The sequence below is a fragment of the Capsulimonas sp. genome (genome assembly GCF_039929585.1).
Classification (GTDB): Bacteria; Armatimonadota; Armatimonadia; order Armatimonadales; family Capsulimonadaceae; genus Capsulimonas.
In genome coordinates, this window is the sequence record NZ_JBDSQY010000276.1 from 23,371 (window position 1) to 47,241 (window position 23,871).

A 23,871-nucleotide genomic window follows, 5' to 3' on the forward strand; every position below is an offset into this window, starting at 1 on the left:
CTCCTTGTTCTTTCCATCACTCATTTGCATTCAACCCGACCCAGCGGGTTAGGATCGTCTCTCAGCGCGTGACACGCAGTAGGCCAGGCGAGGTCTTCAGGATAGAGCTTGCTGCGGAGGTAAGCCCAGGTCAGCCGCTGGACTGCGGCGACGCGGGCGGAATTCTCGTCCGTGGTCTCCGTCACGTGATAACCCGAGATACCGCCCAGCATGTGCTCGGCCCCAAATAAAGTCACCAGGCAATCCGCCCCTGGACTCAGGGTGTACGCATCCGTGAACCAGTCCGGTCCGCGAACGGTCAACGGAGAGACGTCGCGATCGCCCGCCACCACGAGGGTCGGCGTTGTCATCTCAGCATAGCTCTGATCCAGATAGGGGAAATGCTCGGCCGCGAACGGACTCAAATCTTCACCGCCTCGGCCGCCGGCGCTCAGCAGCACGCCCGTCTTGATCCGAGAATCGGACATCTCTTCGTCCAAGCCTCCATCGGGATTGATCACTCGCGCGCCCAGCAGCATACTTGTCGTGTGACTGCCGAACGAATGCCCGACCGCCGCGATCCGGCTTTGGTCAAAGCGCCCTTTTAATCCCAGGACGGAATCTTCAATGAGGTCAAGCTGATCCAAGATGTGCTTCATGTCCTCAATGCGTGTCCGCCAGATCAAGGGCGCCTTGGGATCTTCCAGATAGGCCGCGATGGCTTCACTATGAGACGCATTGGGAGTGCGGCTCAGCGTTCGGGAATCGAGAAATGTCGGCTGGATCACAACGAAGCCGTGCGCCGCCCAGAAATTTGCGAGCGGGGCATAGCCGTCCAGTGAAGAGCCGAAGCCGTGCGCGAAGACGATAATCGGCAGATGACTCCCAGTTATGGGTGCAGAAACCCGCACTTGCAGATCCGGGCCACGTCCTGAAGATGCCAGCACGATTGGACTGACGGAGATAACAGGCATAGAACCATTTTCTTTCTTTGATGTGTGTCCGCGCTGTGCCTACAGCTGGAAGGCTGTAGGCTATTCTGAGGCAAAACCAGCTGAAGCAGGTTAGGATGATGAGAGACATTTGCGTGCCCCAAGAGTCTGCTTTAGCTGACTTCGCCCCAGCTTAGCCTACAGCCTTCCAGCTGTAGGGGTTTAGCCGACCTTCGACTCGCCTTGCGCGGCGTTCGAGAGATCCGCCCATTCCTCCCAGGTGGCGAGGCGGTCTGCGTAGGCGGCGCGCACCATGGGCAAGCCTGTGCTGCCAAGGATCAATCGCAGTGGTGGATTCTCCGCGTCCACGATCTTGAGGATGGCTTCTGATGTCGCCTGCGGATCGCCTCGCTCCATGCTCGACAGACGCCCGAATACCTGCTCCCGCAATTCGTTGTAGGTGTCCATCCCCGGAGCCATTTTCAGCGACGAGGGGCTTCCGAACTCGGTCGCATATGCGCCGGGTTCGATGAGCGTCACTGTAACGCCAAACGCTTTGACCTCCTGCGCCAGGCTATCGTGAAGCGCTTCAAACGCCCATTTGGAGGAGCAGTAAAAGCCGATCAGCGGGAACGCCACATGGCCGACGGTGCTTGAGACGCCGAGAATATGCCCACTGCCCTGCGCCCGCAGCAACGGCAATGCGGCCTGGATAACTCGGAGGGCGCCAAAGTAATTGGTGTCAAACTCAGCGCGGACATCTTCCTCGCTCGCCTCCTCGACCGTGGCGACCAGAGAATAGCCCGCGTTATTGAGAACGACATCCAGTCGCCCGAAGTGCGCATGCGCCTGCGTCACAGTTTGCCGGACTTGCTCCACGTTGGTCACATCCAGCGCCAGCGGCAGTACGGAATCGCCGAAACGCTCCTTCAGATCAGCGACATCCTCCAGCTTGCGGGCGGTTGCGGCGACCTTGTCGCCGCGCTCCAGCGCGGCTTCGGCCCAAACGCGCCCAAACCCGCGCGATGCTCCGGTAATGAACCAAACTTTGCTATTCATATTCTTCTCTTTCTATCCGCCGGCCTACCGTCAATGCCAAGGCGATCTGCTATAATAGGGTTAATATGGAACATTGTTCCGTATTTGTGATTATGCGGAACGTTGTTCCGTTTTGTCAAGGGGAGTATTGTGAACGACCAATTGGAAGACCCGTGTGACGGTCTGGAGCCCCAGGGGCGTGTGGATCGGCCCGTGCGCGCCGACGCGCAGCGAAACGTCAATTCGCTGCTGGATGCGGCTCTCGCGGTATTCGCGACTTCGGGGGTGGACGCTCCGGTGCGGGAGATCGCCGTCAAGGCGGGGGTTGGCGTCGGCACACTGTATCGCCATTTTCCGCAGCGCGCGGACCTCGTCGCGGCCGTCTTCCGCCATGAAGTCGACGCATGCGCGGACGCCGCGCCGGTCCTGGCTGCGGAGTATGGGGCAGGCGAAGCGCTGGCGCGCTGGATGCAGCGCTATGCAGACTTCATCGCGACCAAACGCGGTCTTGCGTCGGCCCTGCACTCGGGAAACCCGGCGTTCGACAGCTTACCCGCCTACTTCCAAAAGCGCCTCGTGCCGGCGCTTCGAACATTGCTGGACGCCGCCGCAGCAGCCGGCGAGGCGCGCGCTGACGTGGATGCATACGAACTGCTGACAGCCGTCGCGAACCTCTGCATGCAAGTTGACGGCGGCTGCCCCGCCCCCGCCCATCGCATGGTCGCCCTGCTCTTCGATGGGCTGCGCTACGGCGCGATGGGATCTGGCGATAGGAGCATCGATTGAGAGCATATGGCTCGGGTATCATAGTCGTGAGGAAATGACGATGAGTTTACAGGACCAATTCGATTCGATTTTTCAGCGCGCGCAGGACGCGGCGCGGACCGGCGGCGTGACGGCGCATCTGCGCGCGTCGGGCGTGCTGTGCTATGACATCGCGGGCGGAGTGGATCTGGCGCACGGCGACGATCTCGACGACGCCTTGGAAGCGCCGGAGCTGGCGTGGTTTTGGGAAAGCACACGATCGGGCGACGCCACGGAAGATTATGAGCAGTATGATCTGCCGCGTGACCGTCCGTTGACGGCGGCGACGGGGAAGAATGCGACTGCCCTGGCGCGGGAATTGCAGGAGATCGACGAGGATGGCGAACAGCGCTACATCGTGCTGTTCGGCGCGGATTTGCCGCTGTCCGCCGGTCTTTCAGATCCGACGAAGCTGCGCGAAGCATTAGGCGACTTTGTGCGCGGCGACGAAAGCCCGATCCAGATCGTTCTGTCCCACACGCCAGATGTCGGAAGCCTGCTCATCTGGCTGCCCCAGCGACCGAGCGCCGTCGCGATGCGTCTGCTGGCCGGCCTGAAGATTAACCTGCGCCAACCCGCCGTCACCCGTGACTACGATCCGAAAGATGCTTACATGCTTGAGGCAATGTACGATCTGGGCTGAGTGGCTGGCTGGTTTAAGCATTTTGCCGATTCAATGAGCGCAAAATGTATAATAAGGCCGGCGACTGAAGTCGCGCCTGCAAGAGCGCGGAAACCCACCTTTGTGGGTTACATATTCGAACTCGGCACCGTCTGAAGTGGTGCATACATTAGACATTATCGTGAAGGATTATGTAGTCCACGCAGGGGGACTTCTGCGCTCTTGTAGGCGCGACTTCAGTCGCCAGCCTCTTGCTTTTTTTGCTCGTCTAAATCCAGCGAAGCCGCCGCAGCGTCATGGCCTGGTCGCAAGCGACCGAAGCCCGGTACTCCATCCCCACGGGCAATTCGTAAACACGCCAGTCGATTTTTTCTTCGCCGACAGGCTTGACCAGCACCTCCGCCGTTTTGTCCACGGAGACCGCGAACGCTTGGAGCAAATGGCCGAGGCCGTCGCCGTGCGCCTTCACCAGGGCTTCTTTGCGTGTCCAGGTGGTGAAGAACGCGCTTATCTGCCGCTCCGGCGGCGTTTGCTCTAGCGCGCACGCCTCGTCTGGGTGAAAGAAGCGTCGCGCCAAATCTAAGATCGGCGTGTTCTCTCGCACCCGTTCAATATCCACGCCGATACGAGCATCTCGCGTCACCCCGATCAATGCCGCGCCGTGGGTGTGGCTGAGATTGAAACGCAGCGAACCCGCCATCCCTCCGCTGAGTTCGGGCTTGCCGTGAGCGCCTTCCGTAAAAACGATCTCCTGCGCCTCCAAGCCAAGATACCCACACAAAATTGACCGCAGCGCGCCGTGCGCCGCGATAAACGCATCACGGTCGCGCGCGAACTTGAACCGTTCCGCGCGGGTGCGTTCGGCGCCGCTCAAAGTCACGACGAGTTCATCGAGACGCAGACTTGTGTCATCGAGCGCGACGCCCCAAATGTGGGCGTCGTTTGCGGCGAGCCGTGGTGTGGGTGCAGAGAGCCAAAGTGTTTTGTCAAAGCAAGTGAGAGACATGGTTACTCTCAATACGTATGCAATCGTGTATACGTGGCGATCAGTTTGCCAATCTTCGTCGATAATTCTATTTGCTCTTTTGATTTTTCGAGTGGATTAGGTGAAAAGAAGCCCGAATTGGAGATATAGACACCAGTGCTCAGTGGTTTGATAAAACCATGAGAGCAGAGATTCATGACTTCTGTTATTAGCGAAGCATCGAAGAAACAGCTGGACAAATAAAAATCCATGAACGCTGGGGTATTTGGGTCATTTTGAAGGTCCATCGGACATTCCAGACTCCACTCTAAAGTGATAGCAGCATAGTCTGGGGCTAATTTTTCTACGATCCTGATAAACCGTTGGTAGGCGCTTGTCGAGAGCGCGCGAGACTGAGGCGTCGGCAAGCTAATCTGATCGCCAGAAGCCCAAATGGCGACCGGATGGTGTGCTCCTTTGGCCGCCGCTATGTCGGAGATTCCTACTATCCCTGCTAATTCCGGCGAATTGCGACTGATGCCACTGGCGTTTGTAATGGGTATCTGGACGAGACGCAAATCTTGCGCGGCGTTGATCGCTCGCAGATCGTCGACGGAAGCTATTTCGATTTCTTCTCTATCCTCATCCGAGGCGAAGCTAAATGGCTTCTGTCTGATGTTTGGTCCGCGATGGACGAGCGCCTTGCCGGACAGCACCGCTCCGTTCTTGATGAGAACCTCAATCAAGTCAATGAGGAAATCGTGCTCGTTTTCGTCGCGATAAAAGTTCAATTCAAGGGTGGGTCCGTTCATGGTATTTCCAGTTTACCTGACGCATTCGGCGATCACAATTATTTCCAAACGGGGCCTGAGAATGGCAAAATCAAGGGGAATGTGGTATATAGATTCTAAGCATTCTCAAAAGTCCCGAAGCAGTGCGTTAACACTGCTTCGGGGGCAGCCCGTTACTTAACGAGATGCCAGATCGCAGCGATTAGTGATATAATCGCAGTAATCCACTTGATGGCGACGTAAAATCGCCGTTGTTTCGTTCTAGGCAAAGGGTTCACCTCCTTTCCTTGGAACTAGGAGGTCAGCCGTTCCTGCGGCTGGCCTCTTGCCATTCAATATACCTCTTCAAATAGTACAGCTGTTCGTATCCCTGTCGTATTTCTCTCCCAATGCCTGCACGGTTGACCGGTAACCTGGGACGTTGCTATAATGTTCCTAATTCCCTCGCCCCGCCAAGGAGCATTCCGTGCCAATCGTTCGTCTTTTTTCCCTTGTCGCCAGTACGCTCGGCGTCGCTGGCTGCGCCGTTCAGCCGGTGGTGACGCCTATCGCCGCTCCTCCGAAAGCGCCCGTTCGTGTTGCGGACGCCGCTCCGGTTGTCCCTGTGGCTCCCCAGCCTGCGCCGAAGCCGGTCGTTCCTCCAAAGCCGGTCGATCCTCCCCCTCCGCGTAAGGACTATGGGGCGCAAAAGCCGGAACTGCGGGCATTCTGGGTGGATGGGTTCAATGAGGGGTTCAAGACGCCCGCGCAATGCGATGCGTTGCTGGCGCGGGTACGGCAATTGCATATGAACGCGGTGTTCGTGCAGATGCGTAAGCGGGCGGATGCTTACTATCGGTCGTCGTATGAGCCGTGGGCGGACGATGATGCCTCGCATTTCGATGCGCTGGATTATCTGGTCCGTCACGCGCATCAATCAGGGCTGCCGCGAATTCAAGTGCATGCGTGGGTGAACGCCTGCGCGGTCGGCGGGAACAAAGGGCCGCGCGCCCTGCCCAAGCTGCATCCCGACTGGATCTCGCTTTCGGATACGAAGGAGACGTTCGATTCGGAAGTGACGAAGATCGATCCCGGCAATCCCGCAGCGGCGGACTGGACCGTTCGCGTTTATACGGATATCGTGCGGCATTACGATGTTGACGGCGTCCATATGGACTTTATCCGCTATGGGGGAACGGACAAGACCGTCGGGCATTGGGGATATAATCCTGTCTCGATTGCGCGTTATAATGCACGCTATGGGACAATGGGCGACCCGGCCTGGGATGACGAGCGTTGGAAGCAGTGGCGCCGCGATCAAGTTACGGCGCTCGTGCGTCGTGTCTATGCGAGCGCGACTGCGGTGCGTCCCTCGGTGATCGTGAGCGCCGCGACGATCTGCTGGGGCAAGGGGCCAGCGAACGACGCCGAATATGAAGCGAAGAGCGCCTCGTACACGGGCGTCTTCGCGCCGTGGCGGGACTGGATGCGCGAAGGGATTCTCGATCTCGACTGCGGGATGACTTATATGAACAGCGGGCGTCACCGGGACCATTGGTATCAGTGGAGCGCGTTTCTAAAGGACCACCAGTATGGGCGGCGGGCGGCGATGGGTACGGCGATCTATATGAACTCCATCCCGGAATCGCTGTGGCAGATCAACGAGACGCGCGCGCCGTCGCCGAGCAGCGCGCATTTGGCGGGGACGCTTCTGTATTCGTACGCCAGTACGGACGCTGATGCGGCCGCGCCTGATGGGATCCATCAGTACAACGAAGCGTTTTATGGGGCGCTTGCGGAGTCCGGGATTTACAAAAAAGATGTCCCGATCCCATCGATGCCCTGGAAGTCTCACCCAGCGGCGGGGATTGTACAGGGCGTGCTGCTGGCGCCGGACGGCCTTGCGCCGCGCGATGGGGCGGTGATCACACTCCGGCGCGCGCATGGCGGACGCCGACAGGCGCGCGCCGACGGCAACGGGTTCTTTGCGATGATCGGCGTGACGCCGGGAACATATACAGCATCGTGGGAGAACGGCGCAGCCAAAGCCGATTTGGGAACGTTCAAGGTTCATGCGGGCGAGACTTTGAGGATAACGCCGGGGCTGCCGCGTCGGCCGGTCGCGGGAATCGGCAAAGTTGCCGACGGGGAGAGCGTGACGCTGGTCAACGCCGTGGTCACGAACGGATCGGATCGCATGGGCGATTTCTTTTATGTGTCCGATCCGGGAGGCACAGCGCTGGTGCGTGTCGATTCACCGGGGCTGATTCCCCCGACCGTGCGCGGGGACTTGCTGGCGATCACCGGGACCGTGAGCCACGAGGGCGGTGTTCCCATAGTAAAAGCGTCCGCCGTGCGATGGCTGGGGGCGCGCCGGGATTGATGTCCACGGCGCCTTCACCGCCGTGCTGCGAAGCGATGATCAGCGCTGAGACGCGGCGGGCGTCATTTGCGCCTCGGCACGTCGTTCGGCCGAGAGCCGCCAGCGAAGGCCGACTTCCACGCCGAGAACGCAAACACCGATCCATAACACCGCCAGCAAGGTCTGCATCAGCTCCAATTTCGTATCGACCTGCCCGGGTTTCAAGTGGCCGTGCTGGGTCACCAGCACATTCCCCCACAGGCTTGCAAGCGCGATGACGTTGAGGATAAGCGCCATAACCCCGCCGGCCAGCAGCGCTTGCGCCTGGGAATAGCGGCGCGAGATGATGCGGCCGATGACCAACCCGCCGAGGAAGTAGGCGATCGGCTCTTCGAAGATCATCTGCCGATGGATATCGTCCAGAAGCCGCATGTAGAGAGGACTGCTTGTCAGGGTGGGGCTTTGGTTGCCGGAAACCAAGTCGACGAAGTTACGGATTGCCGAGCCTGGGATGAGAAGCTCGACTAGTACGTAAAACATGCTCACGGCCAGCACGCTCAGGGCGCCCAAAACGATCGCCAGCGCCATGGGACGGTCGGAGTGGCGCGGGCGCAATTTTCGCACTTTGGTCATACCGTATTATGACAGATGTGCTGCGCACAGTCAACAAACGCCGACGGGGACACGTGGTATAATTGAGCCATGAGAGGGCAGCGCAAATGCACGCCGCGCTGAACAGCAAATGCCACGCGATATTCCGATTGCCAACGGTAATCTTTTAATAACGTTCGATTCCCGATACACACTGCGAGACGTTTACTTTCCCTACGTCGGATTGGAGAACCACACGCGCGGCCAAGCCTGCCGTTTCGGCGTGTGGGTGGACGGGCAAATGTCCTGGATCCACGAGCCCTCCTGGCAAAAGACGCTGAAGTACGAGAATGAAACGCTTGTGACCGAGGTCACCGCTACGCACTGGGGGCTGGGGATCCAGCTCAAGTGCCACGACTGCGTGGATTTCGACCGCGACCTCTATGTGCGCAAGGTCGAGATCGAAAATCTTCTGCCGATGCCGCGTGACGTGCGTTTGTTCTGGCATCATGACTTCAACCTCTGGGCGTCCTCCGAGGGGAACACGGCGTACTATGCGCCGAACCTTCAGGCGATGATCCATTACAAGGGCAAGTGCTGGATGCTGGCGAATGTGTGCGTGGACGGCGATCCGCCCCGGCAGGGCGTCCACCACTACGCGGTTGGCGTCTCCCGCGCGCACGGCGCGGAGGGAACGTGGCGCGACGCCGAGGATGGCGTGCTGGAGATGAACCCGATCGCCCAGGGCGCGGTCGACAGCACCATTGGCGCGCATATTCAATTGGACCGCACCGCGACGGTGTATTACTGGCTGGCGGCCGCCGAGGATTACGCGGGCGTCAAGCTGATCGACGCGCTGGTGAAAGAGCGCGGCGCCGAGTTCTTTATCCACCGGGTCCGTACCTATTGGAACCGATGGGTCAACAAGGACGATATCCCCTATGGCGATCTCCCCGACGCCATCGTCACTCTTTACAAGCAATCGCTGCTGATCTTGCGCACGCAGATCGACAACCGCGGCGCCATTCTTGCGGCGAACGACAGCGATTACCTCGACTTCAACAACGACACCTACTCCTATATGTGGCCGCGCGACGGCGCCCTCGTCGCGTATGCGCTCGATCTGGCCGGACAGCCCGACGTCACGCGCAATTTCTACAACTTCTGCAAGGACGTACTGCTGCCCGAGGGGTATTTGCTGCACAAGTACAACCCGGACAAGTCGCTCGGCTCATCGTGGCATCCCTGGACCGACAGCGAAGGCAACCCGCAGCTTCCCATCCAGGAAGACGAGACCGCCCTGGTCATCTGGGCGCTGTGGGAGCACTATCAGCGTTATCGCGATGTCGAGTTCATCCGTCCGCTTTATTCGCCGTTGATCCGAACGGCCGGCGAATTCTTGGCGACTTACCGGGACAAGCATACGGGCTTGCCCGGCGCTTCCTACGACCTTTGGGAAGAGCGGCACGGCATCCATACCTTCACGGTGGCGGCTGTGTGGGCGGGGCTGAACGCCGCCGCCCTGTTCGCCGAGACCTTCGGCGACTTTGAGCGCGTGGATAAGTTCAATCTGGCGCGCGATGAAATTAAGGCAGCCGCCGCCAAACATCTCTGGGACGCGGAGCGTCAGCGCTTTGTGCGGCGAATCACGGTGGATCGCCATACCGGCGTCATTGACGCCGACGTCAACATCGACAGCAGTCTTTATGGCGTCTTCCAATTCGGCATGTTCGCCGCCGACGATCCCATGGTCGTTTCCACGATGCAGCAGATCGAGCAGCGCCTCTGGTGCCGGACGGATATCGGCGGCGTGGCGCGCTACGAGAACGACTACTACCACCAGGTGAGCGAGGACATCGCGAATGTCCCGGGCAACCCCTGGATCATCTGCACCCTCTGGCTTGCCGAGTGGTATATCGCCAAGGCCAAAAGCCTCCCCGACCTATCCCGCGCCCTGGAAATCCTGGACTGGGTCCGCAAACACACGCTGGACTCGGGAGTCCTCGCCGAACAACTCCACCCCTACAGCGGCGGCCCGATCTCCGTATCGCCGCTGACATGGTCGCACGCCACCGTGGTCATGACCGTCCGTGAATACATCGCCAAGCTGGACCATCTGTGCGAAGCGGCGACCAAGGAAGCGCTGCTTTCGGGCGATATGGACCTGTACGAGATGGCGGAGTAGGATCGTGGGAGTCTGAAGAACGATGGCGTATTGGAATCAAGCATCCTGGGAGCGGGCTGCCGGCGGAGAACTGCCCGTCTATCAGGCGTCGGCGATGGCTTGGACGCCGGGTGTCGTCCAGGGCTTCACCACGCGTCATGGCGGGGTCAGCGCTGCGCCTTATGACGCGCTGAACCTGGGAACGCATGTCAAGGACAATTGGGAAGACGTCCAGGAAAACAGACGGCGGCTCTGGAGCAGTCTTGGGTTTGAAGAAACTCAAGTGGCGATGGCGGAACAAGTCCATGGGGACGTGGTGGCGGTCGTGACGTCGGGAAGTCAAATCCCCGTGGCGGGCGCGGACGCACTGGTGACGGCTTCGCGTGATGTGCTTCTGGCGCTCTGGTTCGCCGATTGCGTTCCTGTCTACTTTTTCGATCGATTGACCTACGCCGTTGGTCTGGCGCACGCCGGGTGGCGCGGAACGGCGGCGAACATCGCGGCGAAGACCTTGCAGACGATGGAGCGAGAGCTGGGGTGTCAGCCGGGAACGTGTATCGCCGCCATCGGGCCGTCCATCGCGGCGGAGAGTTATGTCGTGGGGCCGGAGGTCGCCGGGGTTTTTCAGGCGCTCGCGCCGGACGCCGTGGAGCCGAGTTTTGCGCAGGAAGGGAAGTTCCATCTCGACCTGCGGCGCGTCTTGTTCGGCCAGCTTGTGGCGGCGGGGATGAGCCCGGAAAATATCCTCGTGAGCGGCGAGGACACCTGCCGCGACGAGAGTGATTTCTTTTCCTATCGCCGCGACGGCGTCACGGGGCGCATGGCGGCCTATCTCGGCGTCCGCAGGGCGTCGGCTTCCCAGAGGCCATAGCGGTCGTACGCTCATTTCACCCGTCAGACGCCGACCTTCCCCTGCAACGCCTGAAGCATGGAGGTGTAAGCAAAGGCATCGGCGTGCTCCTGGAGCGTTCTTCCGAGGGCCGCGTTTTGACTGGCGATACGCTGGACGATCGAGGCAATCTGGCCTATGTCCAACGCAAGAAGCGCGTTCTTCAGCTCGACCTTGAGCTCTTCGGGTAGCGATGCGATGGCCTCCGGGGATAACACCCCAGGGGAGATAGGGGCCGGCGCGGCCGTTTCATACTCGTATTGAACCCCCAACTGCCGGGCCATGCACTCAAATATTTCGTTCGGTCGGAATGGCTTGCCGATACAGTCATCCATTCCAGACGCGAGCAGTTCGTCCTGCTCGTTGGCAAATGCGGAGGCGGTCAACCCGACGATCCGGACATCGTTTCCGCCTTCTATCGCCCGGATGCGCTTTGTCGCCTCCATTCCATCCATCACCGGCATCCGCCGATCCATCCAGATAAAGTCCGGCCGCCAGTTTCGAAATTGCTCGATCGCTTGCGCGCCGTCTTCGACCACTTTTGTTAGAAAGCCGGCGCTGCCCAGCAGCATTTGCAGGATCGTCGAGTTCGCGATCTGATCTTCGACAATCAGTATCCTGTAATTCGGCTGATTCGGCGCGACGCGAATTACTCGCCCGAGTTGTTTTTGCGTCGCCGGGATCGCGGCGCTTTCTCCCATCGCCACGGGAATGGTCACTCGAAAACAGGATCCCGCGCCGAGAATGCTTTGCACGTTGATGGACCCGCCCATGAGCTCCACGAACTGTTTCGTGATCGTGAGCCCGAGGCCGGTTCCCATTTGCTCGGTCGGCGTCCCGGCCTGGAAGAATGGCTCAAAAATGCTCGCCTGATCTTCCGGGGAGATCCCATATCCTGTATCCTCTACCTCAAAAATCAGATCCATGGGATGGGATTTGGCGTCTCCGGCGACATCGATACGAAGAATGACGCTTCCCCGTTCGGAAAACTTAATGGCGTTTCCGATCAGGTTGATAAGGATATGCCGCAGTTTGGTTTGGTCCGTGCGTACGAACCGGGGCGCCTGATCGGATTGCTCCACAATCAGCTGCAATTGTTTCTGTTCCGCCCGGATCCGCATCATATCGGTGACATCTTGGATGGCGCTTTCCAGGTCGAAGTCGATCGGCTTCACGACTTCCCGCCCGGCTTCGATTCGGGCGACATCAAGCACATCATTGATCAAGTGCAGCAAATGGTCACCGCTTCGGTTAATAATGTCCAGCGTTTTGCGCTGTTCCGGCGAAATATCCGGGGCAATCAGCATGAGATAAGAAAAACCAAGAACCGCGTTCAGCGGTGTGCGCAGCTCATGGCTCATATTCGCCAGGAAAACGCTCTTGGCGTGATTCGCGGCCTCCGCCTGGTTTCTGGCCGCCGTCAGCTCGACCGTGCGCTGATCCACGAGATCCTCTAGGCGATCTTTGTACTGCCGCAGACTCTCTTCCGAATGTTTCCGCTCAGTGATATCCTGATTTACGCCGATCATCCGGACCGCCGTCCCGTCGTCATCGCGTAAAACAATCCGCTGGCTGCCGATGTCTCGGACGGCGCCATCCGGCCGAACGATCTTAAATTCGTAATACTCGGCCCCGTGGGATTCGAGGGATTTTTCTAATGCGGCTTCGACGCCGGCCAGATTCTCCGGCGCGACGAGCGACCGCCACTGTTCGTACTCCATCAGCTGCGCTGAAGAGACTCCGTAGATTTCAAACATTTGATCGTCCCAGATGAGGCGATTGCTCTGAAGATCCCTGTCCCAGACGCCGGCGCCGGTAATCCGCTGCGCGAGCGCGAGACGGCGTTCGCTTTGCTGGAGGATTTCCTCGAACCGCTTGCGCTCCGTAATATCGCGTATAGTGCCTTCGACAGCGGCGGGCTGCCCGAAATCATCGTAAACGAAATGGATATTGCAGTCGGCGAAGATCACCGAACCGTCTTTCCGCCGAAACTGGAGTGGGTAACTCTGTACCGCGCCCGCGCTTTTCAGAACCGCAATGACGGCGCTGCGCTCATGATGATGCACATAAATATCCCGCCCCGTATTGAGCCCGATGATTTCTTCCGCGGATTTATATCCCAGCAATTTTACCAGCGCCGGGTTCACGGAAACGATCGCGCCATCCATGCCGGCCATGATGTAGGCGTCCGCCATCGTTTCGAAAATCCTGCGGAATTTTTCCTCGCTGTTTCGCACCGCGTCCTCCGCTCGCTTTCGAGCGGTAATATCCTGCGTCATCACCATCCCGCACGTTACTTCACCGGAAGCGTTCCGTATTGGCGCCGCATGAACCGAGTATAATCGGTCGAGGAAGGGAATCTCCTCGACGACGGAATCGCCCGCGAGCGCGGCGCGGTATACCGGCTCCACAAGCCGGCAAGTCTCTGGTGGGAGAGCTTCCCACAAAGTCTTTCCTTCGAGACCGGCCGCTGCCAGACCCACGTCGTCCAGGCCGGCGCCCGCAGCCAGGGTGAATCGTAAGTCCGCATCGAACAGCATCACCGCGCCGTTAGGCAAGTTCTGCGCCAATGCTCGATACCGCTCTTCGCTCAGCATCAGCGCGAGGTCCGATGCGCGACGCTGGTCCACTTCCTGGCGCGCGCGCGCAAGCGCCTCCTGGATGCTCCGCATCGCGATGGCCATGAGCAGCGCCATCATCACGAATATCATAGAGTCGCTTCCGGCAAGGCTGATGGGATTGTGAACGACGCCGGTATCAAGCAATCGGCCATGCATTTCCGCGAAGGCCATGACAACGCTGCTGAGAATGCTGATCGCCGTGAAAAAGACGAGAGAACGCCAGCCCAGAAGCAAGCCCGCGCAGGCAATCACGAGCGTATAGGCGGCCACTGCGGGGGCGTGGACGCCATGGGCGGTAAACGCGCCTAGCGTTAGCGAGCACCACAAGATGCCTAAGAAAGTGATTGCGGCTCCTTCCAGACGGCCACGGCGGTTTAGAATGAGCGCGGCGAACAAGATCAGGATCGCGCTGCCGTCTAGCCATATCCGGCGCGCGATTCCTCCCGCGAATAAGGGCGTGAGCGTTCCCAAGATCAGCAGGGCGATAATGCAGAGCAGCATCGTATTCAGCATGCTTGCCCTGCGCGTTTTTTCCTCGTCTTCAAACACTGGGAAGGTAAGAAGTCTATTCATTCCAGCCGTTCCCTCCATGCAGGCGCGCTTCCATTACCGGAAAATCCCAACCGGTTTTTTTGCGTTCTGTTCCAATACAATCGTCGTTCCCGTGGGGCCGGTTCTGAGAAAAACCCGATCCGCCAGGGACAGCATCATTTTCATCCCATGTCCCAGCGTCCCCGCAGTGGTGAAGCCCTTTTGCAGCGTCGCCTGCGGCAGGTTATCCAGCGAGATCCCCGGTCCTGAGTCGTCGATCCGAACCTGGACTTTCTCGATCTCGGCGGCGGTAAAGACCTGGGCCACGCCGTTTCCCGCGTGAACGACGGAATTCATTCCTGCTTCGTGCGCCGCGGTAACGACGTCGGCGCCGCGCTCGCCCGACATGCCGATGTAGTCGGCGGCATCGCGCGCGCATTTGCGGAGCGCCCACAACCCACTCGTCGCCGAGAGGAAAATCGGAGCGCCGTAAGGCGCCAGAGGAACAGGCAGATCCGCGTCATCGTGACAGAGGAGGAGCGTTCCATCGGTAACGCTAGCCAGCATATCCCGTAAAAATCTTCTCTGTTGGTGCGCGGCATGGCGAAGCTTTTCGTTGGCGTCGTTCAGATCGGCAGTGCGCGCGGCGACAAGCTGCTCTAATTGGGAGCGCAGACGGGATAGCTCCAGGTGGGTTTTGACGCGCGCGCATAACTCTTCCCGCTGATATGGCTTCGTGATAAAGTCTACGGCGCCCAGCCGTAACCCCTCCACGCGTTCGTCCACTTCCGGGGTCGCGCTGATAAAGATAATCGGAATGTCCCGCGTCGCCGACGAGCTTCGGACGCGCCTGCAAACCTCGAAGCCGTCCATCTCCGGCATTCGGATGTCTAGCAATATGAGATCTGGCGGGCGCACCGCGATGGAGGCCAATGCGAGCTGTCCACTATCGGCGGGCCGTACATGGTATCCTTCCGCGCTGAGAATGTCCGTCAATAGCTTGAGAGATTCCATCGTATCGTCGACCACTAAAATCGCGCCATTGTTCATGAATTCTTCTCCGTGGCGATACTGCTGCGTTATTACCTGATATTCGGGTGCGATTTTACAAGGATGGCGCCGAAATCTCTGGCGCGCGATCGCCTGCATCTGGTTTCCGGCATTGAGTTTGAGATAAAAATTTTTGATGTGCGTTTTTACGGTGTTTTGCGAAATGGAGAGGATTTCGGCAATTTCTGTGTACGAATAGCCCATATGGATCAATTTGAGAAGATCCAATTTCTCTCTCGGTAAGTCTATCTGCGGATGGGATGCAAGTGGCGGCCGAAGTTGTTTTATATAAGAATTGGGCGCCGGAGCAAACATAGCGTAGAGACTGGAGATGGTCGCCGGCAGCAATCCCCGCGCGGACGCGGCGCGGAGCAGGCGCTGCATGGGCGCGCCCCTGATCGAGCAATGTGCGGAATGACGCTCCTGGATTTTCTCGCGTCTTTCCGTTGGAATGGCATTTTCAGGACATTCCAATCGTTTTTCACCTTGCGCCAGTCGGCGCCGATCATCCACCCATCCAAATGGTGTCGTGCAATGGCGTCAATCGCGGCGATGTCGGCGTCGCTCACGCCGTCAATTTGCGCGAGCGAGGTTTTTTGTACACCGAAATTTAGAAGGTCAGCCAATTGCTGGTGCTGTAGAATATCCCCGTAAAGCCAAACGATTCGGAGCATCCAGCGCTACTCGTTCGATCTTCAGACTGACAAATTGATCCTCGAATTGACTTCCGTGAGAAAATAAAACATCGGTCCTAGCAAAGGTAGCAAAAACAACAGCCCGCTGAGTGCGAATTTTACTCTCGGTTGAGAAACTCAACGTCAAGAGTATGGTCAAAAACCACTGCCTTGCGAAATCTATTTCCGATGCTTCGTGGACGCAGTTCCGTAATGCCCTAACGATGAAGGCTGAAAGTGCTGGTCGTTGCCGTCCATCCTGCGTACACATCGCAAGACTGTTCTGCCTGTGGATACAGGGCCAAAAAGAAACTGTCTGAGCGATGGCATCATTGCCCGATGTGCGGCTTGGTATTAGACCGAGACACCAATGCCGCCGTCAACATAAACGCATTGGGACAACAATGCGTCGCTAACTAGTTAGCGTAGAAGCCCGCTCATTTATGAGCGGGGAGTTGTCACCAGATATCGCAGACTATTCATGATTACGGTGGCGCGTTGCAGCAGCATCTTCAACATTGAAGCCTTGGTTGGGTGAGCACCGTGTCGACTGAAAATTTGCTCCGATGAGTAGTCTTCATGAATACAGTTCGTCGTGGGAATTTGATTATCCTGTCACACGCTTGAAAATCCTTTGGAAAAGTGAATGGAGGTAGTATAGGCTACTGATTTATGCGTTTACGCCGTATTTCAGTGATTGTGATGAAGGAAGCGTGCATTCAAGCAAGAAATCCGGCGCCCGTATCTCTTCTTGACAGTCGCCACAATTTCTCGTATCATGAGAACGACAGGAGAGATTTATGAAGTTCGCAGGACCAATCGTCGTCATACTCGTACTCATCGCCGCGCTTTCGTTTTTGTCGAAAGGAATGAATAGCAACGCACGTCCGGATCATGATGAGGATGAGCAGCAGCAGTCACAGGCAAAGGAGCCGCCGAAGCCGGCGCCGCCCGGGGCCAGGATCTCGATTCCGAGCCGGAACGGCGATCCTATTCCCTCCGAAGAACAGATCGGCGACCCCGCCACGGCCAAGCACAAGATCGTGGTCGGCTGGACTTACACGCCGGAGAACCAGGCCGCGACCCAGAACCTTAACCAGACCCTCGCAGCCGTGCGAAAGATCGCCCAGGACAGCCATGGCGCCGTGAGTGTGCAGGTGGTGAACGTTGACGTTCCCGCCGCCGACCGCTCGCCTGCCGCGCAGTCCGTGAACGATGTGGGAATTATGGTGGATGGAAAATCCGTAGGATTGGACGATAATCCCGGTTCGGGAAGCACTATCCCGCCCGTCGTGATGCCCAAGCTGGCGCCGCTCGCGCATTAAGCCGCGGCGTCTCGCGGAGAGATCGTCCCCATGCGCATACTGGCGTTCCTACTTGGCTTCTATCTGTTCGCCACCAGCAGCGCGCTCGCGTATCTTTCGCTCCGCAGCTGGCTGTATTACGCCGCGCATGGGGCAACCCGTGCTCTCTGGCGACAGAGCCACTGGCTCCACGCCTGCCGCTCCGCCGGTTTCGCCTGCGTTACGGTCGCCGCGCTGATCTCCGCCGTCAGCGACAATGGACAGGGCATCCATCTGATCGACATTGTTTCGATCACCCGGATGGGCGGCTATGTCCTGCTGCTCGCCAGCACCCCGCGTCGCCTGCGCCGTCGTCCGCTGGTCAGCCTCGCCTTCGCTCTTTTGCTGCTGGGCGAGGCGGTGCTGCTGCTGAACGCCAGCGGCAGTCTTCCCCATAGCTTTGCTCCCATCAACGGCGTCCGCCCCATGATGCTGGTCTCGATGGTCGCCATGGACATTGGCATGTGGCTGCTCTGGCGCTGGCTGACCCGAACCGTGCTGCGCGTGCGGCTGACGGACAAGTTCACCCTCGCCTTTTCCATCTTCAGCGTTCTGCTGATGATGCTCGTCACCCTGTCCGTGGCGGCGGTCATTCAGCTCAGTCTGCGCGACCTTGTCGGGATCGATCCCGCGATCGTCCAGATGGCCTATCAGAACCTCGATCGTCCGCTGATCGTGCTGTTCGTGGCGATTGTCGCCAGCAGCGCCATCGTGTCGTTCTTCCTGGCGCGAAATCTGATCGAACCTGTCAACCAGATGGGCGGAGCGCTGCGACGCATCGGCAAGGGCGATCTCAATTACCGCCTGCGCGGTGTCCACAGCCGCGACGAAATGCAGGATCTGGCTCACGAGTTGAACCGCATGGCGCAGCGTCTGAAGGAAGCCGACGCCCTGCGCGCCGAGTTCGTTTCTTTCGCCTCGCACGAGCTGCGCAACCCGTTGACCGCCGTCAAGGGATTCATCGAAACGCTGGACATCATGGACACGCCGGAAGGGGCTGGGGTTTCGCAAGAAGAGCGCGCCGAGATTTACGGCATCATCAAGGAAGAGTGCGAGCGATTGCTGCGCATGACCAATGAACTGCTCGACAACAGCCGTGTGGAGGCGGGTCGGCCGGTCGTCATGCATGTGCGCACCTTCGATGTCCGCAGCCCATCTTCCAAGGTGCTGGAGATCATGCGGACGCATACGAAGAAGCATCGGCTCTTTCTCACCGCGCCGGAGCAGCCCGTTCCGATCGAAGGGGATGTCGATAAGTTCGAGCAGATCCTGATCAACTTGCTGAGCAACGCGATCAAATATTCACCGGACGGCGGCTTGGTCGAGCTGATTGTGGACGATAAAGAGACTTCCGTGGACATCAGCGTGCGCGATGAGGGGATGGGGATGACGCCCGAGCAGGCCGAGCACGTTTTCGACAAGTTCTATCGCATCCAGGATGTGACGAACGGGGTCGGTAAGGCAGGGAGTCTTCCCGTCTTGGGGACGGGGATCGGTCTCTATCTCACTCGCGCCCTGGTCAATGCGCACGGCGGCACGATCCGCGTCCAGAGCGCCCCGGAGCACGGATCAATCTTTACCGTGACGCTGCCGAAGACGCATCACGTTCTGGTCAGCCAGCCCGCGCCCACGCAGATCGAAAACAACGGCGTGGCGGCGCGGGCGACTGATGGATTTATCCCTGCTTCGCCGTCGCTTTGATTGTCTGCGCGACGACGCCGGCGAACTTCGCGGCCAGCTGCGCATGCTTCAGCAGTGGGCCTATCTCGGCTTCCCGCAGTGATTCCACGGCGACTTTTGCTTCCGCCACCGTGGCCTGGACGGCATGTACCGCCACTTTCCCGGTCGCGCCAATGCGCTTGACGCGGACGCCTTCCTGCTGCACGATCCCTTTTCCGGCGACCATCAGGTTCTTGGCGGAGGCGGCCGGACGCATATAAAGCTTCTTGCCGTTGCCCACGACTGAGTTTTTTATGTGAACCGCCGTTGCGCCGAGCCAGATCAGTACGCCAACGAAGCCTAAAAATGCTAAAATAAGCAATACGTCTGCAACAGTGGAAAGGGTGTTCATAGTTTCGATAATCTCCGAGAGCAATCTACCCGAGAAGCGTTCGCCGCCAAACCGCGCGGGGAGCGTCCGATTTGAGACTATGGTACCCGAAGAGGAATACGCATTATGTCAAAGCTGATCGCGGAAAAAGACCGAGTGACCGTGGTGGACCGCGAGGCGGTCGCCGCCGACGTCAAATCGCAGCTGTTTTTCAATCATTATCGAAGGCTCACCGGCATCGCCGCCAAAATCTACGATGACGGCACGGCGGCGGTGGATATCGACCCGGCGACGCTGCCCGCGACCCTGCGCGCGCGTCACACGGAAGGCTCGGAAGCCCAGCGCCAGAAGTGGCTGGACGCGCTTTCCGACGAAGCGCGCAACCGCCTGAGCGCCGCCGAGAAGAAGTTCGCCCTGCGCTACACGATCCTGGTCGCCACCACCGACCTCGTCCCGGCGACGGGCGAGACGCAGCGCACGAGCCTGGAAGCGCTGGATCTTGAGGAAGAGCGCCATCTGAACGAGATCAAGAACAAGAAAAGCGCGTAACGCATGACTGCCCTGATCATCACCGGGCTGCTCATTACCGGCGTCCGCCTTGCCACCCCGCTGCTGCTGGCCGCGCTCGGGGAGGTGATGGCGGAGCGCGCGGGCGTCATCAATGTCGGCATCGAAGGCATGGTGCTGGCGGGGGCGCTCGCGGGCTTCTCGGTTTCTTACCACACCCATTCGCCCTGGCTGGGACTGCTGGCCGCCATCGTCGCCGGCGCGGCGCTCGCCCTGCTGTTTGCCCTCTTCGCCGTCCGTCTGCGCGCGGATCAGGTAATTACCGGCACGGCGATCAACATTCTGGCCCTCGGCCTTACCGGCGTCTTCTTTCGCGCCCAGTTCAGCCAGAGCGGCGCCAGCGCCGTCGTCTTCGAACCGCTGGCCATTCCCGCTCTGCACAAGCTGCCCATCATCGGTGTCGCCCTCTTCGAGCAAAACGTTCTCGGTTACTTAAGCTGGCTTCTTGTCCCCGCGTGCGCTCTGTTTCTCTCCAAGACCGTCGCCGGCCTGCGCCTGCGCGCGACAGGCGAATACCCCGAAGCCGCCGCCGCGAACGGCGTGCGCGTCGCTCGCGTCCGCACCCTCGCCATCGTCTGGGGCGGCGCGCTTGCCGGCCTCGCCGGCGCGTACCTCAGCATCGCCTACACCAACGGTTTCGTCGAAAACATGAGCGCCGGGCGCGGCTTCATCGCCCTCGCCGTCGTCATCCTCGGCCGCTGGCGCCCCGCCGGCGTCCTGATCGCCGCCCTCCTCTTCGGCCTCGCCAGCGCCCTGCAATACCAATTCCAGGCCACCGCGTCCCACATCCCCTACCAATTCTTCCTCGCCCTGCCATACTTACTTACCCTCGCCGCTTTGCTCCTCCGAGGGCGGGGCAGGTTCGCTGCGCCGGCGGCGCTGGGGGACGGAGCGCGGCAGGGGTAATGGCGTCAGGGACGTACAAATTCATGATCGATTTTTGCATACTGCCGGATCCCCTCCTGGGTACAGCGCCGTTCGGGCCCTATAAGGCGCCTCGCGGAAATTTGTTGTTTTTTCGTGAAGGAATGTCGATTTGTTGTCTTGTCACACGACAAATGATTGAAGCCTTAAGGGAATTGACTTTAAGGAGAATGACAATCATGACTGCACACTCAAATGTTAGGCGTCAATCGAAAGGAAGCATAAAATGACACGCGTCCGAGTTGAGAGCTTTACCATCTCGCTTGACGGATACGGAGCCGGTCCGAATCAGGACATCAGCAATCCACTCGGCCTGGGCGGGACAGATCTGCACCAATGGTTACTCCCGACACGCACGTTCCAACGGACCCTATTTGGCGCCGACGGTGGCGTAACGGGGATCGATGACGACTTCGCTGCGCGAGGCTTCAAGAATGTGGGCGCCTGGATTCTCGGAAGAAATATGTTCGGACCGATTCGCGGTTCCTGGCCTGACATGGACTGGAAAGGCTGGTGGGGGGACACCCCACCGTATCACGTTCCAACTTTCATCTTGACTCATCACGCGCGCCCGCCCATCCAGATGGAAGGCGGAACGACATTCTACTTTGTCACGGGCGGTATTCACGAGGCGCTTGACCGGGCGCGTGACGCAGCCAACGGAATGGATGTGCGGATTGGCGGCGGAGCTAACACGATCCAGCAATATCTTCGTGAAGGCCTCATCGATGAGCTGCACGTCGCGATATCGCCGGTCCTGCTGGGCGGGGGAGAGCGACTGTTCGAGGGAATTGACATGCGCACTCTGGGATACGAATGCGTTCAGTTCGTTGCGTCGGAGAAAGCCACCCATGTTGTACTCCGGCGCCAAGGGCGCAATGACGCATAACAACCGAGTGCTTGTGATCTTGCGGGGCTAGTAGTCTGACGCGGTAGATAGGGATAAATGCGAATTTCTCATATTCTCGAGGGAAATGGCTCCAAAACATATCTAGCCCTTCTATCGCGTTGGACTGCTAGGTGATCCGCAAGATATTCCCGCACTTGCGCCAATTCTGTCACCATGTCGCCTCAGACGTAATGCCGCCGCACCCAGTCGCGGAAGTCGGCGCGGGATTTGTCCCAGGTGTAGAACATGTGGCCGCCTGGATAGTGCTGGATGAACAGGTTCTCTTGTTGTTCGGGCAAGAGCTTCATCTGTGCGGCGAGGCGCTCGGATGAGAAGTAGGGCGTGACCATGTCGTAGTAGCCGTGTGCGATGAGAACTTTCATGTGCGGGTTTACGCTCATGGCGTAGCGCAGATCGTCGATCGATCCCGCCGGGGCGTCAAAGACGTGACTGTTGCCGTCGCGCTTCCATTCCCGGTTGACATCGTAGCTCAAGATCTCGTACTTGCGGTCGGTCTCAACATTCAGCTCACTGCGCAATAAGTGATTGATACCGCTCACGAAGAGACGCTGCGAACCGGCCAGTCCCGGCTCCGGCGCTTCGTTTCCGTCGCGATCGGGAAATGGATCAATCGCCGTGGCCGACGCATCGTAATAGCTGAGCGTTCTCTGTTCGGATTTTAAAAGCTCGCGGGCAAATCGCCAGAAGGGCACTCGTCCATGCCCCCGCTGCACCAGATCTTCGGGTAGCCCCAGGAAATCCGCGGCTTTGGCAAACACCTGCTTGCTTTCTTCCCGATTGTTGGCTGTTCCGATCAGAAGCGCACGCGCTAGTTCTCCCGTGGCGAAGGCTTCGATCGCTTCGCGCTGCGTTTCAATAGGTTCGTCGCCCGTAAGAATCCGCGAACGCTTGTGGAACGCCGCCGCCAGGGACATCGAACAGAACTGGTCCACGAAGGACTGGACATCATAATCGTTCGCCTGCAGCAGGGAAAACTCCAGGGCGGGGGAGATAGCAATCGCCGCCGTCAAACCGACACCGTGGGTTTCCTGGAGGCGGCGGGCGAGTTTCGCGCTGCGGAAGCCGCCATAGCTTTCGCCGGCGATATAGATTGGAACATCCCAGAGTTTATGCTTGGAGAGGAACCGCTCAATGAACTCGCCCAGCGATTCCAGATCTCGTTCCAGCGCATAAAATTCCTTCTCATCGACCGTTTTCGACGGATCAGGTTTCTCTTTTTCGTCCAGCTTCTTTGCGGGTTCAATGACGCGGCTGAACCCGGTTCCCACCGGATCCACGAAGACAAGATCCGTGAACTCGATCCAGCTTTCGGCGTTCTCCACAAGCCGGGTCGGCGGCGGCGGCATCGCGCCATTTGGGCCAAACGCGATGCGCTGAGGTCCAATTCCCCCAATGTGGAGATAGGCGGACGCGGCCCCTGGACCGCCATTGAAGACAAATGTGACCGGTCTGCGCACTTTCGCATCTGCGACCTTGTAATAAGTGTGAAAGATTTCCGCCGCAGGTTTTTCCTTCTTGCGCAGGACGATCCATTCCGCCGCCACATCTATCTCAAGGGCTTCTTCCTTTCCGTCACGCCATACAATTCGTTTGCTGCTTCCAGACGGCGCTGCATATTCTTTCGGTTCCGGTGTTTCGGTGCTCATTGGGTGGTTTCTCTTAATGATGGTATTGTGAAAAGTGGATCGTTGCTCTCAGAGATGATACCTGGCCTCGATCAACAAAACCTCTAGTGACTCTTTGAGCCTGCAAGACGATAGCAAAGTAATTTTTTCGAAACTCTTGATAAACGTGATTTGTACGGGACAGCCATAATCCGCCGCGCCGGCGGCGCTGGAGATGGGGCGCGGGAGGCATGGGAAACTAAGCTCGCCTGCGTGGTACAATTCGAGTGTTGTTTATAGGAAGGGGTGGGTGACTTATGGCGCTTAACAAAAAGCGCGGAAGTCCCGCTCATTGATGAGCGTGGATGGATAGCGCAACGCCCTTCTCAGGGCGTTATATTTCTTGGTCTACTGGTATACTGAAAGCATACCAATACAACTGACAGCATCCCGATACAACGGAAAGTATAAAACAGGAAACG

21 protein-coding genes are annotated in these 23,871 nt (G+C 58.8%); 12 read left to right on the top strand and 9 right to left on the bottom strand.

Features of this window, described 5'->3' with window-relative positions:
- Positions 1-20: 20 nt before the first annotated feature.
- Together ABIZ35_RS20770 and ABIZ35_RS20775 are read right to left on the bottom strand one after the other, a co-directional pair.
- Complete coding sequence (locus ABIZ35_RS20770; RefSeq protein ID WP_348221837.1) at positions 21-953, bottom strand: alpha/beta fold hydrolase; 933 nt, start codon at positions 951-953, stop codon at positions 21-23.
- Between the two features lie 180 nt (positions 954-1,133).
- On the bottom strand, positions 1,134-1,970 hold the full coding sequence (locus ABIZ35_RS20775; protein WP_348221838.1) for an SDR family NAD(P)-dependent oxidoreductase: 837 nt from the start codon (positions 1,968-1,970) through the stop codon (positions 1,134-1,136).
- A gap of 126 nt (positions 1,971-2,096) precedes the next feature.
- Here ABIZ35_RS20775 and ABIZ35_RS20780 point away from each other — a divergent pair, with 126 nt between their 5' ends.
- On the top strand, positions 2,097-2,735 hold the full coding sequence (locus ABIZ35_RS20780) for a helix-turn-helix domain-containing protein (protein WP_348221858.1): 639 nt from the start codon (positions 2,097-2,099) through the stop codon (positions 2,733-2,735).
- A 40-nt stretch (positions 2,736-2,775) separates the two neighbouring features.
- Positions 2,776-3,396 carry a hypothetical protein gene (locus ABIZ35_RS20785; protein ID WP_348221839.1) on the top strand — a complete coding sequence of 207 codons (621 nt, stop codon included), beginning with the start codon at positions 2,776-2,778 and terminating at the stop codon, positions 3,394-3,396.
- A 247-nt stretch (positions 3,397-3,643) separates the two neighbouring features.
- Here the strand turns inward: ABIZ35_RS20785 and ABIZ35_RS20790 are convergent, their stop codons facing one another.
- Together ABIZ35_RS20790 and ABIZ35_RS20795 are read right to left on the bottom strand one after the other, a co-directional pair.
- Positions 3,644-4,381 (bottom strand): 4'-phosphopantetheinyl transferase superfamily protein, encoded by a 738-nt coding sequence (locus tag ABIZ35_RS20790; RefSeq protein WP_348221840.1) that lies wholly within the window; start codon positions 4,379-4,381, stop codon positions 3,644-3,646.
- A gap of 8 nt (positions 4,382-4,389) precedes the next feature.
- Complete coding sequence (locus ABIZ35_RS20795) at positions 4,390-5,151, bottom strand: hypothetical protein (protein ID WP_348221841.1); 762 nt, start codon at positions 5,149-5,151, stop codon at positions 4,390-4,392.
- 445 nt (positions 5,152-5,596) lie between these two features.
- On the opposite strand from ABIZ35_RS20795, the gene ABIZ35_RS20800 reads away from it, so the two are divergent.
- Positions 5,597-7,492: a family 10 glycosylhydrolase gene (locus ABIZ35_RS20800; RefSeq protein ID WP_348221842.1), complete on the top strand. Its 1,896-nt coding sequence runs from the start codon at positions 5,597-5,599 to the stop codon at positions 7,490-7,492.
- Between the two features lie 39 nt (positions 7,493-7,531).
- On the opposite strand, the gene ABIZ35_RS20805 is transcribed toward ABIZ35_RS20800, so the two are convergent.
- Positions 7,532-8,104, bottom strand: a complete 573-nt coding sequence (locus ABIZ35_RS20805; protein WP_348221843.1) for a hypothetical protein — start codon at positions 8,102-8,104, stop codon at positions 7,532-7,534.
- A 109-nt stretch (positions 8,105-8,213) separates the two neighbouring features.
- On the opposite strand from ABIZ35_RS20805, the gene ABIZ35_RS20810 reads away from it, so the two are divergent.
- Both ABIZ35_RS20810 and pgeF read left to right on the top strand, forming a co-directional pair.
- Positions 8,214-10,247 carry a glycoside hydrolase family 15 protein gene (locus ABIZ35_RS20810; RefSeq protein WP_348221844.1) on the top strand — a complete coding sequence of 678 codons (2,034 nt, stop codon included), beginning with the start codon at positions 8,214-8,216 and terminating at the stop codon, positions 10,245-10,247.
- A 22-nt stretch (positions 10,248-10,269) separates the two neighbouring features.
- A complete protein-coding gene (gene pgeF / locus ABIZ35_RS20815; RefSeq protein WP_348221845.1) occupies positions 10,270-11,097 on the top strand; it encodes a peptidoglycan editing factor PgeF in 828 nt (275 codons plus the stop codon).
- A 23-nt stretch (positions 11,098-11,120) separates the two neighbouring features.
- Here pgeF and ABIZ35_RS20820 read toward each other — a convergent pair whose 3' ends face one another.
- Both ABIZ35_RS20820 and ABIZ35_RS20825 read right to left on the bottom strand, forming a co-directional pair.
- Positions 11,121-14,309, bottom strand: coding sequence for a PAS domain S-box protein (locus ABIZ35_RS20820; protein ID WP_348221846.1), 3,189 nt, complete (start codon positions 14,307-14,309; stop codon positions 11,121-11,123).
- Between the two features lie 33 nt (positions 14,310-14,342).
- Positions 14,343-15,317: a response regulator gene (locus tag ABIZ35_RS20825; RefSeq protein WP_348221847.1), complete on the bottom strand. Its 975-nt coding sequence runs from the start codon at positions 15,315-15,317 to the stop codon at positions 14,343-14,345.
- Positions 15,318-15,329: 12 nt separating this feature from the next.
- Here ABIZ35_RS20825 and ABIZ35_RS20830 point away from each other — a divergent pair, with 12 nt between their 5' ends.
- The 4 genes from ABIZ35_RS20830 (at position 15,330) to ABIZ35_RS20845 (ending at position 19,035) form a co-directional block, all read left to right on the top strand.
- Positions 15,330-15,560 carry a hypothetical protein gene (locus tag ABIZ35_RS20830; RefSeq protein ID WP_348221848.1) on the top strand — a complete coding sequence of 77 codons (231 nt, stop codon included), beginning with the start codon at positions 15,330-15,332 and terminating at the stop codon, positions 15,558-15,560.
- Between the two features lie 668 nt (positions 15,561-16,228).
- Entirely contained in the window at positions 16,229-16,411 is a 183-nt protein-coding gene (locus ABIZ35_RS20835) for a transposase (RefSeq protein WP_348221849.1), read from the top strand.
- A 380-nt stretch (positions 16,412-16,791) separates the two neighbouring features.
- Entirely contained in the window at positions 16,792-17,316 is a 525-nt protein-coding gene (locus ABIZ35_RS20840; RefSeq protein ID WP_348221850.1) for a hypothetical protein, read from the top strand.
- Between the two features lie 30 nt (positions 17,317-17,346).
- A complete protein-coding gene (locus tag ABIZ35_RS20845; RefSeq protein WP_348221851.1) occupies positions 17,347-19,035 on the top strand; it encodes a HAMP domain-containing sensor histidine kinase in 1,689 nt (562 codons plus the stop codon).
- Here the strand turns inward: ABIZ35_RS20845 and ABIZ35_RS20850 are convergent.
- On the bottom strand, positions 19,010-19,405 hold the full coding sequence (locus ABIZ35_RS20850) for a hypothetical protein (RefSeq protein WP_348221852.1): 396 nt from the start codon (positions 19,403-19,405) through the stop codon (positions 19,010-19,012). The two genes, ABIZ35_RS20845 and ABIZ35_RS20850, sit on opposite strands and share 26 nt — an antisense overlap.
- 105 nt (positions 19,406-19,510) lie before the next feature.
- Here ABIZ35_RS20850 and ABIZ35_RS20855 point away from each other — a divergent pair, with 105 nt between their 5' ends.
- From ABIZ35_RS20855 to ABIZ35_RS20865, 3 genes are all read left to right on the top strand, one after another.
- Complete coding sequence (locus ABIZ35_RS20855; protein ID WP_348221853.1) at positions 19,511-19,933, top strand: hypothetical protein; 423 nt, start codon at positions 19,511-19,513, stop codon at positions 19,931-19,933.
- Between the two features lie 3 nt (positions 19,934-19,936).
- The gene (locus ABIZ35_RS20860) at positions 19,937-20,857 is read left to right on the top strand and encodes an ABC transporter permease (protein ID WP_348221854.1); all 921 of its coding nucleotides are present in this window, start codon (positions 19,937-19,939) and stop codon (positions 20,855-20,857) included.
- A 244-nt stretch (positions 20,858-21,101) separates the two neighbouring features.
- The gene (locus ABIZ35_RS20865) at positions 21,102-21,764 is read left to right on the top strand and encodes a dihydrofolate reductase family protein (protein ID WP_348221855.1); all 663 of its coding nucleotides are present in this window, start codon (positions 21,102-21,104) and stop codon (positions 21,762-21,764) included.
- A 182-nt stretch (positions 21,765-21,946) separates the two neighbouring features.
- Here the strand turns inward: ABIZ35_RS20865 and ABIZ35_RS20870 are convergent, their stop codons facing one another.
- Positions 21,947-23,431, bottom strand: coding sequence for a peptidase S10 (locus ABIZ35_RS20870; protein ID WP_348221856.1), 1,485 nt, complete (start codon positions 23,429-23,431; stop codon positions 21,947-21,949).
- Between the last annotated feature and the right edge of the window lie 440 nt (positions 23,432-23,871).

Bases quoted from the DNA above. Each gene is read 5' to 3' on its own strand.
- ABIZ35_RS20770 (WP_348221837.1), bottom strand. From the start codon at position 953: ATGCCTGTTATCTCCGTCAGTCCAATCGTGCTGGCATCTTCAGGACGT.
- ABIZ35_RS20775 (WP_348221838.1), bottom strand. From the start codon at position 1,970: ATGAATAGCAAAGTTTGGTTCATTACCGGAGCATCGCGCGGGTTTGGG.
- ABIZ35_RS20785 (WP_348221839.1), top strand. From the start codon at position 2,776: ATGAGTTTACAGGACCAATTCGATTCGATTTTTCAGCGCGCGCAGGAC.
- ABIZ35_RS20790 (WP_348221840.1), bottom strand. From the start codon at position 4,381: ATGTCTCTCACTTGCTTTGACAAAACACTTTGGCTCTCTGCACCCACA.
- ABIZ35_RS20795 (WP_348221841.1), bottom strand. From the start codon at position 5,151: ATGAACGGACCCACCCTTGAATTGAACTTTTATCGCGACGAAAACGAG.
- ABIZ35_RS20805 (WP_348221843.1), bottom strand. From the start codon at position 8,104: ATGACCAAAGTGCGAAAATTGCGCCCGCGCCACTCCGACCGTCCCATG.
- ABIZ35_RS20810 (WP_348221844.1), top strand. From the start codon at position 8,214: ATGCCACGCGATATTCCGATTGCCAACGGTAATCTTTTAATAACGTTC.
- pgeF (WP_348221845.1), top strand. From the start codon at position 10,270: ATGGCGTATTGGAATCAAGCATCCTGGGAGCGGGCTGCCGGCGGAGAA.
- ABIZ35_RS20820 (WP_348221846.1), bottom strand. From the start codon at position 14,309: ATGAATAGACTTCTTACCTTCCCAGTGTTTGAAGACGAGGAAAAAACG.
- ABIZ35_RS20825 (WP_348221847.1), bottom strand. From the start codon at position 15,317: ATGAACAATGGCGCGATTTTAGTGGTCGACGATACGATGGAATCTCTC.
- ABIZ35_RS20840 (WP_348221850.1), top strand. From the start codon at position 16,792: ATGAAGTTCGCAGGACCAATCGTCGTCATACTCGTACTCATCGCCGCG.
- ABIZ35_RS20845 (WP_348221851.1), top strand. From the start codon at position 17,347: ATGCGCATACTGGCGTTCCTACTTGGCTTCTATCTGTTCGCCACCAGC.
- ABIZ35_RS20850 (WP_348221852.1), bottom strand. From the start codon at position 19,405: ATGAACACCCTTTCCACTGTTGCAGACGTATTGCTTATTTTAGCATTT.
- ABIZ35_RS20855 (WP_348221853.1), top strand. From the start codon at position 19,511: ATGTCAAAGCTGATCGCGGAAAAAGACCGAGTGACCGTGGTGGACCGC.
- ABIZ35_RS20860 (WP_348221854.1), top strand. From the start codon at position 19,937: ATGACTGCCCTGATCATCACCGGGCTGCTCATTACCGGCGTCCGCCTT.
- ABIZ35_RS20865 (WP_348221855.1), top strand. From the start codon at position 21,102: ATGACACGCGTCCGAGTTGAGAGCTTTACCATCTCGCTTGACGGATAC.
- ABIZ35_RS20870 (WP_348221856.1), bottom strand. From the start codon at position 23,431: ATGAGCACCGAAACACCGGAACCGAAAGAATATGCAGCGCCGTCTGGA.